Raw genomic sequence first — 12,722 nt, forward strand, 5'->3', positions numbered from 1 at the left:
TACCAGCGCGCGTGGGTCCCGCGGTGGCGACTCGCGCCCGGCCCACCCGAACGGGTCCGCAAGGAGGCCCATCGGGGCCGCTGTCCGGTGGCCGACGTGCGGCACCCGGCACCCGGCGCCTACTGCGCCGCCGTCGCCGGATGCTGGGCCCGGCTCACGTCGTAGACGCCGGGCACATTGCGCATCGCGCGCATCAGGGCCTGGAGGCGCGCCGCGTCCGGGAGTTGGAGCGTGTAGGTGTGGCGCACCCGCTGCTGGGTGGGCGGTTCGACGGTCGCCGAGACGACGGCGACCCCCTCCGCCGCGATGGCTTCGGTGAGGTCGGCGAGCAGATGCGGGCGCCCGAAGGATTCGGCGACCAGGGTGACGCGGCACTCGGTGGTGTCCCCCCAGCGCACACCGACCTCCGCGCGTCCCGCGCTCTTCATGCGCGCCGCTCCGGCGCACTCCACGCGGTGCACGGTGACCACTCCCCCGCGGACGGTGAAGCCGGTCACCTCGTCGGGCGGTACGGGCGTACAACAGCCGGCCATGCGTACGGACGCGCCGGGCGGGTCGGCGACGGCACTCGCGGGGCGGGCGACCTGCGCCTCGATGGGGCGGGCCGGGGCCTCGACGGGCGGTCTGGTGCTCGTGGCGGAGGTCCCGGACACCTCCTCGCCGCCGGGTGCGGGATGCGTGGCCATCCACCGCTGGATGGCGATCCGCGCCGCTGCCGTGTGCGCGTGCTCCAGCCACTCCCTGGACGGCTCGGAGGCGGGGTCCTGGCCCATCAGGAGCTGAACGGTGTCACCGTCCGTCAGGACCGTACTCAGCGTCGCCAGGCGGCCGTTGACGCGGGCTCCGATGCAGGCGTGCGCGTCCTCGCCGTACGCCCCGTAGGCCGCGTCGACGCAACTGGCGCCCTCCGGAAGGCCCAGCGAGCCTCCGTCGGCGCGGAACACGGTGATCTCGCGGTCCTGGGCGAGGTCTTCACGCAGTGTCGACCAGAAGGTGTCCGGGTCCGGGGCCCCCTGCTGCCAGTCGAGCAGCCGGGAGAGCCAGCCGGGACGGGTGGGGTCGGCGCGCTCGCCGTCGAAGGGGCGGTCCCCGCCGCCGTCCGGCTGCTCCTCCGACGGCGGAGCGTAGGGATTGCCGAGCGCGATGACTCCGGCCTCGGCCACCTTGTGCATCTGGTGCGTGCGGATGAGGACTTCGGCGACCTGGCCGTCGCCACGGGTGACTGCCGTGTGCAGTGACTGGTACAGGTTGAACTTGGGGACGGCGATGAAGTCCTTGAACTCCGAGACCACGGGGGTGAGGCAGGTGTGCAGTTCGCCGAGGACGCCGTAGCAGTCGGCGTCCTCGTTCACGAGCACCAGGAGGCGTCCGAAGTCGGCGCCGCGCATCGGGCCGCGCTTGCGCGACACGCGGTGGACGGAGACGAAGTGCCGTGGCCTTATGAGGACTTCGGCCGGGATGCCGGCGTCGCGCAGGACCACGCGCACCTCCTCCGCGATATCCGCGAGGGGGTTGTCGTCACGACTGGCGTTCTGGGCGATGAGCTCCCGCGTGTGCTCGTACTCCTCGGGGTGCAGGATCGCGAAGACGAGGTCTTCGAGTTCGGTCTTGAGCGCCTGGACACCGAGGCGCTCGGCCAGCGGGATCAGCACGTCCCGGGTCACTTTGGCGATCCGCGCCTGTTTCTCGGGGCGCATGACGCCGAGGGTGCGCATGTTGTGCAGCCGGTCCGCGAGTTTGATCGACATCACCCGGACGTCGTTGCCCGTCGCGACCAGCATCTTCCGGAACGTCTCCGGTTCGGCGGCGGCGCCGTAGTCGACCTTCTCCAACTTGGTGACGCCGTCGACGAGATAGCAGACCTCGTCGCCGAATTCCTCCCGCACCTGATCCAGCGTCACTTCCGTGTCCTCGACGGTGTCGTGGAGCAGGGAGGCGGTCAACGTCGTTGTCTCGGCGCCGAGTTCGGCGAGGATCAGCGTCACGGCGAGCGGGTGCGTGATGTACGGCTCCCCGCTCTTGCGCATCTGGCCGCGGTGCGAGGATTCCGCGAGCACGTACGCCCGGCGCAGAGGCTCCAGTTTGGCGTCGGGGTGATGGGCGCGGTGCGCCTCGGCCACATGCCCGATGGCGTCCGGCAGCCGGTCCCTGGTCGCGGGCCCCAGCAGTGCGGCCCGCCCCAGACGGCGCAGGTCGATCCGGGGACGCCCCTTCCTGCGGTGCGCCGGGGTCACCCCCGGCTCCAGCAAGGGCGAACGCTCGGGGGCGGGCATTGCAGGGCCTGGCGTCGCGGGATTCGTCGCCTCCGCACTCATGGGCACCTCCGACTGCGTAAGACCGGCGGACGGGTGCCCCATGGCGTACTCGGCTCAGGGGATCGTGTCGGTCCCCCGTCCGGGCCGGTGCTTGATGCTACCGAGCCCACCACGCCCGGTTGACCGCCTCTCGCCGACCGTGAAACGGATCACCCCTTCGAGCGAAGGTTTTGGGGTTTACGGTTTCGGACTTTCGGAAGGGACGGCACGGACGTACGGCGTCGAACCGATGGGGGACAGATCGCAACCGTCCCCCGGCCGCGCGGTTCAGCGTCGCGCGCCGTCCAGCCACTCCGCGTCGATCTCGCCCTCGGCGACGATCACCGCGGGGCCCGTCATCTCGATCTCGCCGTCCGCGCGCTCGGTGATCACCAGTCGTCCGCCGGGCACGTCGACGGTGTACGTCGCCGGGGTGCCGGTCACGGCGGGGTCGGCGTTGTCGCGGCGGGCCGCGGCGACGGCCACGGCGCACGCGCCCGTGCCGCAGGAGCGGGTCTCTCCGGAGCCGCGCTCGTGGACCCGCAGGGCGACATGACCGGGCCCCCGGTCGGCCACGAACTCGACATTGACCCCGTCCGGGTACGCCGACGCCGGGGTGAACGGCGGCGGCGTGAACAGATCGCCGGCGTGCGCGAGATCGTCCACGAAGGCGACGGCGTGCGGGTTGCCCATGTTCACGTTGCGCGCGGGCCAGCGGCGCTCGCCGACGCTCACCGTCACTTCTCCCTCGGGGAGGAGGGCCTTGCCCATGCCGACGGTGACGTCTCCGTTCTTGGCGACGTGCACGGTCTTCACACCCCCGCGCGTGGCGACGGCCGTATCACCTTCGACCACATACCCGGCGCGCTGGAGGTAGCGGGCGAACACACGCACTCCGTTGCCGCACATCTCGGCGACCGAGCCGTCGCCGTTGCGGTAGTCCATGAACCACTCCGCCTCGGCCGCCATCTGCCTGGCCTCGGGGTGCGCGGCGGACCGCACGACGTGCAGCAGACCGTCGCCACCGATGCCGGCGCGGCGGTCGCACAGCGCGGCGACAGCGGCCGCGGGCAGGTCGATGACGTTCTCCGGGTCCGGGATGATCACGAAGTCGTTCTCGGTCCCGTGGCCCTTGAGGAAGGCGATCCGCGTGCTCATTCCCCGATCGTACGGGGTCGGCACGGCAGTCCGGTCGGCACGGGGCGGGGGTCGGTACGCCACTCGTGTCCGCGGCGCCGGGTGAACGGGATCGGGTCCGTGACCCGGCGGACCGGGCCCGTGGAGTCAGCGCAGTCGGGCCACGCGCCACACGGCGAGCACCGCCACCGCGGCGACGACCACGACGTACGCGATCACCACACGCCAGTCCGGGCGACGGCCGGAGCCGCGCGGCGGGAAGCCGGGCAGGGCGTAGCCGACCCGGCGGGCCGCCATCATGCCCCAGCCGGCGGCGCACGAGCAGATGAGCAGGCCGAGCATGGCGACCACGGCACCGCCGTCACCGAACTCGAAGGCCAGCGGGAAGGCGAACATCAGCGAACCGGTCGCGGCGAGCGCCACGATGGGCGCGAGCTGCCAGATGCGCAGCCGGCGCTGCGGGCGCAGCTCGACCTCGACCTCCGGTTCCGGGGACATCTCGCCGAGGCCGGGGCCGTCGGCGATCACCCCGCCGGGGGTCTCCTCGGGGCCGTCGGAGCTCAGGCGTTCTCCGCCCAGCTCCGGTTCGACGCCGTGATCGGCGTCCGGATCGATGCTCAGACGAACTCCGTCCGGATCAGCACCGTACTCAGTGCCTCGTGCAGTGTCGCGAGGGCCGGCCTCCATCGCCACGCGCCCTCCCAACTCGGACTTCACTGGTCGATCGAAGCTCGATGATGGCACGGCGCCGGAGGCCCGGATGACGGCCGGAGCGTCCCGATGCCATGACGTGATCAGGCTGTGACCGGTCGTTCGACCAACGCCAGTGCGAGTTCCGGGAGTTCTGTGAGATCCGCCGCAGCCCCACTGAGCCAATGCACCCGCGGGTCGCGCCGGAACCACGAATCCTGACGGCGCGCGAAGCGCTTGGTGGCGCGAACGGTCTCGGCGCGGGCCTCGGCATCGGTGCGCTCCCCGGCGAGCGCCGCGAGGACCTGCTGGTATCCGAGCGCGCGTGACGCCGTGCGCCCCGCGCGCAGGCCGTGCGCCTCCAGGGTGCGCACCTCGTCCACGAGCCCGGCCTCCCACATCCGGTCCACCCGGCGCGCGATGCGCTCGTCGAGCTCGGGACGCGCCACGTCGACACCGATCTGGAGGGTGTCGTACACGGAGTCGTGGCCGGGCAGATTGGCGGTGAAGGGCTTGCCTGTGATCTCGATTACCTCGAGGGCGCGGACGATACGGCGGCCGTTGCTGGGCAGGATCGCGTGCGCGGCCTCGGGGTCGGCCATGGCGAGCCGCGCGTGCAGCGCTCCGGAGCCGCGCAGGGTGAGCTCCTCCTCCAGCCGGGCGCGCACCTCGGGGTCGGTACCGGGGAACTCCAGGTTGTCGACGGCCCCTCGGACGTACAGCCCGGAGCCGCCCACCAGGATCGGCCAGCGCCCCTCGGCGAGCAGCGCGTCGATGCGGGCGCGGGCGAGCCGCTGGTACTCGGCGACGCTGGCGGTGACCGTCACGTCCCAGATGTCCAGGAGGTGGTGCGGGACGCCGCCGCGCTCATCGGGCGTCAGCTTGGCGGTACCGATGTCCATCCCTCGGTACAACTGCATCGAGTCGGCGTTGACGACCTCGCCTCCGAGACGCCTGGCGAGGAAAACGCCCAGATCGGACTTTCCTGCGGCGGTCGGTCCGACGACGGCGATGACCCGGGGGGCGGGGGGTGCGCTACTCACGGTCCCAGTCTCGCAAACCCCTGCCCCTCTCCTCCAACGAGCTACGTGACGCCATGGGTCCGGGTTCGTTGCCTGATGCGAGGTTCCAGCCGCCGGTTTCGAGAACCGGTGACCCGGGCGACGCAATGGGACGCACCGGGCGACGCGGAATTTCGCCCTCACGAGTAACGTATGGAGCGGATATGGGCGTTTTTGCACGACTTCTCCGGAGGTCAAAGGCTACGGAGGAGGCGTCGACCGCCGAGGTGGAGGCCGCTTCACAGCCGGCCTGCACCGAGGCGGAGGTGGCGGCGAAGGCTGAGGGTTCGTCCGAGAACGAGGGCGAGGCGACGGCGGGGACCGCCGGGACCGACACCGCGGAGGACGTCGACATCCCCAAGCAGCAGACCGCCGAACAGGCCGCCGACAACGACGCCGGCGAGGGCGCCCGCACATAACTGTCCCGCGAGGGAAGGCGAACCATGGGTCTGATGGACAATCTGAAAGCCAAGCTGGAGCCCGCCAAGGACAAGGTATCCGGGCTCGCGCAGCAGCACGGGCACAAGGTCACGCACGGCCTCGACAAGGCCGCGAAGGTGGTCGACGAGAAGACCAAGCACAAGTACAGCGGCAAGATCCAGACGGGTACGGGCAAGGCCAAGGACGCCATGGACCGCCTCGCGCACAAGGACGGTGACGGGGCCACGCCCCCACCGGACGTGCCGACGCCGCCTCAGACATCCTGAACGACCCACACATCGGCGGACGGCCGCGAAGCGCTCAGGCTTCCGGCCGTCCGCCGTGTCCGGCCCGGAGCGGGCACGACGAAAATGAGCGACGGCGGCCGCGGGCAGCCCCGGGCTGCGCGTTCGTGCCCCGGCCGCTCTCGCGCCCCTACGGCCCAGGGCGCCACGGCTCTCCCGGGGTGGCGCCTAGGACCAGGCCGCGACCAGATATCCCACCCCGTACGGGGCGTCGTCGTAGAGCAGGGCGCCGCCGAGCCCCGCGCCCTCGGCCGCACCGGCGAGGACCTGCCAGGGGGCGCGCCCCGCGGCCTTCAGCTCCTGCGCCAGAGCGGTGTCCAGCGCCTTGAGGGCCGCGACGTCCGCGGTCCCCAGCGCACGCGCGACCTCCGCGTCGAAGCCCGCCGCGCGCTCGTCGAGATAGCCCGGCGCCTTGAGCGTCCTGCACGCGCTGGCGTCACCCATCACCAGCAGTGCCACCCGCCCGGCCCGCCCGCCGATCTGCTCCCCCGCCCGGATACACCGCTCGGCCTCCAGAGGTTCCCCCACTCCGAGCCCCTCCACCGGGGCGTCGGACCAGCCGGTGCGCTCCAGCAGCCAGGCCGCGACGGCGAGGGAGGGCGGCAGTTCGCGTTCCGGGGCTTCGGGGCCGGCGGCGGCCGCGTCCGGGCGACCGAGGCACACGTCGAGATCGACCCCGAATCCGCCGAAGGATCCGCGAGTGCCCTCCGGATGCGGTCCGCGACCGCTCTGTTCGGCGGGGCCGACGACGACCAGCAGGTCGGGACGGGACGCGGCGAGCAGGCCCAGCGCGTCCGTGCACGCCGCGCGGGCGGCGTCCAGCTCGGACGCCGCGCCGGCGGCGACGCCGGGGACGAGCAGCGGAGGGCAGGGGCAGACTGCGGCGGCTACAAGCATGATCCGCAGCGTAACGGTGCCGGCCGACGATCCGCCCCGGGCCCACTCCGGTTCCGCCGGCCTGCCGTCCGGGCCCGCCCCGGGTCCGTCGGAATGCCCTCCCGGCCGAGCCTGCCCGACCAGTTGGTCAGTCGCAGCCGCAGCCGCTGCCCGCGGCGACCGGCAGCGGCTCCGGCGCGCCGATCCTCGGCAGGCCGAGCATGACGCCCGCAGGCTTGGCGGCCTCGGCGGCGTTGCGCTTCTCCCAGGCGTCCCCCGCGCGCGTGCGGCGCACGTCCAGGACGGCACCCTCGGCGAGCAGGTGGTGCGGGGCGGCGTAGGTGATCTCGACCGTGACCACGTCGCCGGGGCGGACCTCTTCGTCGGGCTTGGTGAAGTGGACCAGGCGGTTGTCGGGGGCGCGGCCGGACAGTCGGTGGGTGGCGCCGTCCTTGCGGCCCTCGCCCTCGGCGACCATCAGCTCCAGGGTGCGGCCGACCTGCTTCTTGTTCTCGTCCCAGGAGATCTCCTCCTGGAGGGCGACGAGACGCTCGTAGCGCGCCTGGACGACCTCCTTGGGGATCTGCCCCTCCATGGTGGCCGCCGGGGTGCCGGGGCGCTTGGAGTACTGGAAGGTGAAGGCCGCCGAGAAGCGGGCCTCGCGGACCGCGTGCAGGGTCTGCTCGAAGTCCTCCTCCGTCTCACCGGGGAAGCCCACGATGATGTCGGTGGTGATCGCCGCGTCCGGGATGGTGGCCCGGACCTTCTCGATGATCCCCAGGAAGCGGTCCTGGCGGTACGAGCGGCGCATCGCCTTCAGGACGGTGTCCGATCCGGACTGCATCGGCATGTGCAGCTGCGGCATCACGTTCGGCGTCTCGGCCATGGCGGCGATCACGTCGTCGGTGAAGTCGCGCGGGTGCGGCGAGGTGAAGCGGACGCGCTCCAGACCCTCTATCTGCCCGCAGGCGCGCAGCAGCTTGCTGAAGGCCTCACGGTCGCCGATGTCGCTGCCGTACGCGTTGACGTTCTGGCCGAGCAGGGTGATCTCGGAGACACCCTCGCCGACCAGGGCCTCGATCTCGGCCAGGATGTCGCCGGTCCTGCGGTCCTTCTCCTTGCCGCGCAGCGCCGGGACGATGCAGAAGGTGCAGGTGTTGTTGCAGCCGACGGAGATCGACACCCAGGCCGCGTACGCGCTCTCGCGGCGGGTCGGCAGGGTGGAGGGGAAGGCCTCCAGGGACTCGGCGATCTCGACCTGCGCCTCTTCCTGGACGCGGGCCCGCTCCAGGAGGACGGGCAGCTTGCCGATGTTGTGCGTTCCGAAGACGACGTCCACCCAGGGCGCCCGCTTCACGATGGTGTCGCGGTCCTTCTGGGCGAGGCAGCCGCCGACGGCGATCTGCATGCCGGGGCGCTTCGTCTTCATGGGGGCGAGGCGGCCGAGGTTGCCGTAGAGCTTGTTGTCGGCGTTCTCCCGGACGGCGCAGGTGTTGAAGACGACGACGTCCGCGTCGCCGTCCGAGCCCTTGGGCGCCTTCACATATCCGGCGTCCTCGAGGAGCCCGGAGAGCCGTTCGGAGTCATGGACGTTCATCTGACACCCGTAGGTGCGCACTTCGTACGTCTTGGATTCCTGAACGTCCACTGCCTGACTCCGGTCGCCGCTGCTCATGTGACAAGGGTAGGCGGTAGCCGGAGTACGTCCGGACGCCGGAGCCGCCGGCCGGTGCGCGGGCCGGGGATCCACGGTCCGCCCGGCCCCTCCGGGCTCGCGGAGTCGTGATCACTCGCCCGGTGCGACCAGCCGCTCCGCCACCGTCTCCGCGGCGGCTCCCAGCAGGATCGTGTAGTGGTTGGTGCCCGCGATCAGCTCGGCGGACAGGCCCGGGGACCTCCCGGTCCAGTGCTCGACGACGGCCGCCCGCAGCATCGGCGGCTCCTGGCCGAGCAGCCCGAGCGGCGCGTGCAGCAGCCGAGCCGGGACGGACAGCCGCGTGAGGTCGGCCCCGAACAGGTCGGCGGAGGCCAGCAGATCCCGCCCGTCGTGCCGTACGGCCTCCTCGCGCGCCTTGGAACGCCGAGCGCCCCGGGGCCCGGTGAGGTCGTAGCGCACATACGCCTCGACGTCCGCGTTCCAGTCGGGTCCGAGCGCGGGATGCGCGCGGAAGAAGTCGACGTAGGCCTGGTCGGTCTCGTAGGTCCGGCCGAGGCGCGCCAGCGCGGGGCCGAGGGTGACGTCCAGGATTCCGTCGGGGTCGGCCCCGGGCGGCACGGGCAGGGGCAGGCCGCCGTCGACGAGCAGCAGCCGGTCGAACAGCTCGGGCCGTCGCGCCGCCGCGCGCAGCGCGATGTACGCGCCCATCGAGTGCCCGGTCAGGGCGACGGGCCGGCCCCCGCCCAGGACCTCCGCCAGGCGGCACAGATCCGTGGCGTGCCGGTCGAGGCCGTACGGGCCGGGAGTGCCGGCGCTGCCGCCGCGCCCCCGCAGGTCGGGCGCGAACAGGGTCCACGCGTCGGGGAGCCGACGGGCCATGGCGCGGAAGGCCATCCCGGACGCGGTGATGCCGTGCGCCGCGAGGGCGATCCGCGGCCCCCGGCCGAACCGCAGGACACGGAGGGTTCCGCCCTCGACGGGCAGATCGAGTTCGGCCGGCTCGTTCATGCGCTCTCCTGATCGTCGCTGGTGGGCGCCCCGGGGTACCGGCGGCCTCGCGGTTCCTGGTGGCCGGGCCCGAAGCGGGCCGCAAGCCGGCAAGCCGACCCGCGGTGGGGAAGGGTGCGGGTCGGCCGGGCCGCCCGAGACGGCCGGCCGACGGGCGGGAGAGCGGCAGCGCCTCGCCCCCGGGTGCCGCGGACACGCCCTACGCGTCCGGCGCGCTCCACCCCTGCCGCCGCAGTACCTCCGACACGTCCGGTGCCCGGTAGTGCTCGCCCTTGAGTACTTTGCCGTCGGCCCTGCGGGCGACATGGCCGTCGGGGCCCAGCTTCGTCATGTTGGACCGGTGGATCTCGGCGATCACCGCGTCGAGGTCGATCCCGTGGACCAGAGCCGTGCCGTACGCCACGTACACGACGTCGGCGAGCTCGTGCGCCAGCCGGTCGAGCGGCCCACCGACCGCGACCTCGGCGACCTCGGCCGCCTCCTCGGCCAGCAGTTCGCCGCGGTGTGCGGCGAGCTTCGGGGAGACCTCGGTCGGGGTGCCACGGACGTCGAGGCCGAAGGCGAGATGGAACGCGCGGACCAGGGAGGAGGGCGAAGGGGCGGCGCCGGGCTCGGCGGCGGCCGGGGAAGGTGCCGGAGTGACGGAAGGCGCGACCTGCGACGGGGAAGACGGCTGCATCCGGCGAGCCTATCGATCCGCCGGATCCACCTTGTGAGTCCCGCCCTGGTCAGGACCGCCCCCGGACTGGCAGGATCGCGCGCATGTTCCAGGCACTCCCCCGTATCGGCCGGCGCGGCGCGCTGTTCGGCTCGGCGACAGCTTTCACGGTCGTCGGGCTGCTGCTGTGGTGGCTGCTGCCGCTGGGCGAGGAGTCCCCGAGCGGGACGATCACCTTCAGCACGGGCACCCCGACCGGGGTCTACCAGATGTACGGCAAGCTCCTCCAGGGCGCCATCGCCAAGGACCTGCCAGGCCTGGACGTACAGCTGAAGAAGAGCGACGGATCACAGGAGAACGTCCGGCGCTTGGCCACGGGCGAGGTCGACTTCACCATCGCGGCGGCCGACGCCGTGGAGACGTACATACTCGAGAACAAGCCGGGATCGGGTCGGCTGCGGGGCTGCTCGCGGCTCTACGACGACTATGTGCACCTGGTGGTCCCGCGCTCGTCGTCCGTACGGTCCGTGGCGGACCTGAAGGGCCGGAGGGTCGCCCTCGGACCGAGCGGTTCCGGGGTGCGGCTGATCGCGAACCATGTGCTCCAGGCGGCCGGGCTGGACCCCGGCACGGACATCGAGCCCCTCGACGACGGCATCGCGACCATGCCCGACCTGCTCAAGGAACACAAGATCGACGCCTTCTTCTGGTCGGGCGGCCTGCCGACGAGTGCCGTCGTGAACCTATCCAAGGCCGACGACATCAGGCTGGTGCCGATCGGCGACGACCTCGTCAAGAAGCTGCATGAGCAGGGCGGCGCCTCCCGCTACTACCGGTCCGCCCAGATGCCCGCCGACGCCTACCCCGAGGCGCAGCGCGGCTCCCCCGTGCAGACCCTGGCCGTGGCCAACTACCTGATCACCCGTGAGGACGCGGACGCGAAGCTCACCGAGGAGCTCACCCGCACGGTGATCGCCAGCCGCGACCGGATCGGCGGCGTGGTGCACGCGGCCCAGCTGGTGGACCTGCGCACGGCGATCTACACGGACCCGCTGCCCCTGCACGACGGCGCGAGCCGCTACTACCGGTCGATCAAGCCCTGACCCGCGGCGCCGGGAGCCCGGCGCCACCTCCTGCCGAATCCGCGGAGCCGCCCCGTTCCGGCGCGGGCCGTCCCGCGGAGCGGCGCCCCGCGAGATCCCTCAGCACACCGGCCCCGACCTCGGCACCGTCACCGTCACCCGCAGGCCGTGCGGCTCGTGGTGGTCGTACGCGATGGAGCCACCGCCCGCGGCTAGCAGGGCCCGCGAGATGGAGAGGCCGAGGCCCGAGCCCTTGACGTTCTGGTGGACCGCGCTGCGCCAGAAGCGGTCGCCGATGCGGGCCAGGTCCTCGTCGCCGAGGCCGGGGCCGCCGTCGGTGACCACGATGGTCGAGGACTCGCCGTTCGACGCGACGGTCACCTCGACGCTCTCCCCCTCGGGTGTGAACTTGACCGCGTTGTCGATCACCGCGTCCAGGGCGCTGGACAGCGTGACGGGGTCGGCCCACGCGGTGGTCGGCGGGCAGTTCCCCGCCAGCCGTACGCCCCTGCTCTCGGCGACCGGCTGCCAGGACGCCACGCGCTCGGCGGCCAGCGCGCCGATGTCGGTGAGGCGCACATCGGCCTCGGCGTGCTCGGCGAGCGCCAGGTCGAGCAGGTCGTCGAGCACCTGGGTGAGGCGCTTGCCCTCGGTGCGCACCGAGGCGATCTCCTCGTTGCCCTCGGGGAGTTCGAGGGCGAGCAGCTCGATGCGCAGCAGCAGCGCCGAGAGCGGGTTGCGCAGCTGGTGCGAGGCGTCGGCGACGAAGGCGCGCTGCTGCTCCAGCACGTCCTCGACGTTGTCCGCCATCTCGTTGAACGACCGGGCCAGTCGCCGGAGTTCCGGCGGGCCGCCGGCTACCGCGACCCGGGACTTCAGGCGTCCGGTCGCGATGTCGTGGGTGGTGGCGTCGAGGACACGCACGGGTCTGAGCACCCAGCCGGTGAGGCGCAGCGCGGCACCGAGCGCGAGCAGCATCGCGGCGATCTCGCCCGCGCCGATGATCAGCCAGCCATGGAGGGTCTTGGAACGCATCTGCCCGGTGGGCGAGTCGGTGACGACGACGGCGACCACGTCACCGTCCCTGATGACCGGGGAGGCGACGACGAGACGGTGGCGCTGCCAGGGCCAGACCTGCTCCGGGTCGTGGCTGCGGCGGCTGACGAGCGCCTCGTTGAAGGCGTCGCGGGCCACTCCCGTCCTCGGCACGCTCCAGGTCTCCGGCGCGTTGGCCATGGGCTTGCCGTTGCGGTAGAAGACGCCGGCCCGGATGCCGTACACCTCGTAGTAGCGGATGAGTTCGGTCCGCAGGGTCTCGCCGCGTTCGTCCGGGAAGCCCCCCTGGGAACTCCCGGCGGCCTCGGTGACGTACTGGGCGAGGGCCGCGAAGCGCGCGGTGTCGTCGATGCGGTCGACCACCACGCGCTGCTGCTGGGCCGCCGCGACACTCACCGCGAGCGGGATGCCGAGCGCGAGCAGGACGGCTGCCATCAGGACGATGAGCAGCGGAAGGAGACGTGTGCGCACCCGTGCC

12 protein-coding genes are annotated in these 12,722 nt (G+C 72.3%); 3 read left to right on the forward strand and 9 right to left on the reverse strand.

The genetic code is table 11. The annotated features are described in order from the left end of the window. Window positions 1–119: 119 nt before the first annotated feature. From ACWD68_RS01120 to miaA, 4 genes are all read right to left on the reverse strand, one after another. Window positions 120–2,315 (reverse strand): RelA/SpoT family protein, encoded by a 2,196-nt coding sequence (locus ACWD68_RS01120; RefSeq protein WP_451804321.1) that lies wholly within the window; start codon window positions 2,313–2,315, stop codon window positions 120–122. 267 nt (window positions 2,316–2,582) lie between these two features. Continuing rightward, window positions 2,583–3,452, reverse strand: coding sequence for a diaminopimelate epimerase (gene dapF, locus ACWD68_RS01125; RefSeq protein ID WP_451804323.1), 870 nt, complete (start codon window positions 3,450–3,452; stop codon window positions 2,583–2,585). A gap of 126 nt (window positions 3,453–3,578) precedes the next feature. Continuing rightward, complete coding sequence (locus ACWD68_RS01130) at window positions 3,579–4,118, reverse strand: hypothetical protein (RefSeq protein WP_451804408.1); 540 nt, start codon at window positions 4,116–4,118, stop codon at window positions 3,579–3,581. A 107-nt stretch (window positions 4,119–4,225) separates the two neighbouring features. Next, the gene (gene miaA / locus ACWD68_RS01135) at window positions 4,226–5,164 is read right to left on the reverse strand and encodes a tRNA (adenosine(37)-N6)-dimethylallyltransferase MiaA (RefSeq protein WP_451804325.1); all 939 of its coding nucleotides are present in this window, start codon (window positions 5,162–5,164) and stop codon (window positions 4,226–4,228) included. A 284-nt stretch (window positions 5,165–5,448) separates the two neighbouring features. On the opposite strand from miaA, the gene ACWD68_RS01140 reads away from it, so the two are divergent. Next, complete coding sequence (locus ACWD68_RS01140) at window positions 5,449–5,601, forward strand: gliding motility protein (RefSeq protein WP_451804327.1); 153 nt, start codon at window positions 5,449–5,451, stop codon at window positions 5,599–5,601. A 24-nt stretch (window positions 5,602–5,625) separates the two neighbouring features. Further along, complete coding sequence (locus ACWD68_RS01145; protein WP_451804329.1) at window positions 5,626–5,889, forward strand: antitoxin; 264 nt, start codon at window positions 5,626–5,628, stop codon at window positions 5,887–5,889. A gap of 186 nt (window positions 5,890–6,075) precedes the next feature. On the opposite strand, the gene ACWD68_RS01150 is transcribed toward ACWD68_RS01145, so the two are convergent. From ACWD68_RS01150 to ACWD68_RS01165, 4 genes are all read right to left on the reverse strand, one after another. Continuing rightward, a complete protein-coding gene (locus tag ACWD68_RS01150) occupies window positions 6,076–6,804 on the reverse strand; it encodes a class III extradiol dioxygenase subunit B-like domain-containing protein (protein ID WP_451804331.1) in 729 nt (242 codons plus the stop codon). 127 nt (window positions 6,805–6,931) lie between these two features. After that, window positions 6,932–8,458, reverse strand: coding sequence for a tRNA (N6-isopentenyl adenosine(37)-C2)-methylthiotransferase MiaB (miaB, locus tag ACWD68_RS01155; protein WP_451804333.1), 1,527 nt, complete (start codon window positions 8,456–8,458; stop codon window positions 6,932–6,934). Between the two features lie 111 nt (window positions 8,459–8,569). Further along, window positions 8,570–9,448 carry an alpha/beta hydrolase gene (locus ACWD68_RS01160; protein ID WP_451804335.1) on the reverse strand — a complete coding sequence of 293 codons (879 nt, stop codon included), beginning with the start codon at window positions 9,446–9,448 and terminating at the stop codon, window positions 8,570–8,572. Window positions 9,449–9,647: 199 nt separating this feature from the next. Beyond that, on the reverse strand, window positions 9,648–10,127 hold the full coding sequence (locus tag ACWD68_RS01165; protein WP_451804337.1) for a pyrophosphohydrolase domain-containing protein: 480 nt from the start codon (window positions 10,125–10,127) through the stop codon (window positions 9,648–9,650). Between the two features lie 83 nt (window positions 10,128–10,210). Here ACWD68_RS01165 and ACWD68_RS01170 point away from each other — a divergent pair, with 83 nt between their 5' ends. Continuing rightward, entirely contained in the window at window positions 10,211–11,209 is a 999-nt protein-coding gene (locus ACWD68_RS01170; RefSeq protein WP_451804339.1) for a TAXI family TRAP transporter solute-binding subunit, read from the forward strand. A 99-nt stretch (window positions 11,210–11,308) separates the two neighbouring features. Here the strand turns inward: ACWD68_RS01170 and ACWD68_RS01175 are convergent, their stop codons facing one another. Next, on the reverse strand, window positions 11,309–12,715 hold the full coding sequence (locus ACWD68_RS01175; RefSeq protein WP_451804341.1) for an ATP-binding protein: 1,407 nt from the start codon (window positions 12,713–12,715) through the stop codon (window positions 11,309–11,311). Window positions 12,716–12,722: the final 7 nt, after the last annotated feature.

The sequence above is a fragment of the Streptomyces sp. NPDC005141 genome (assembly GCF_053599975.1).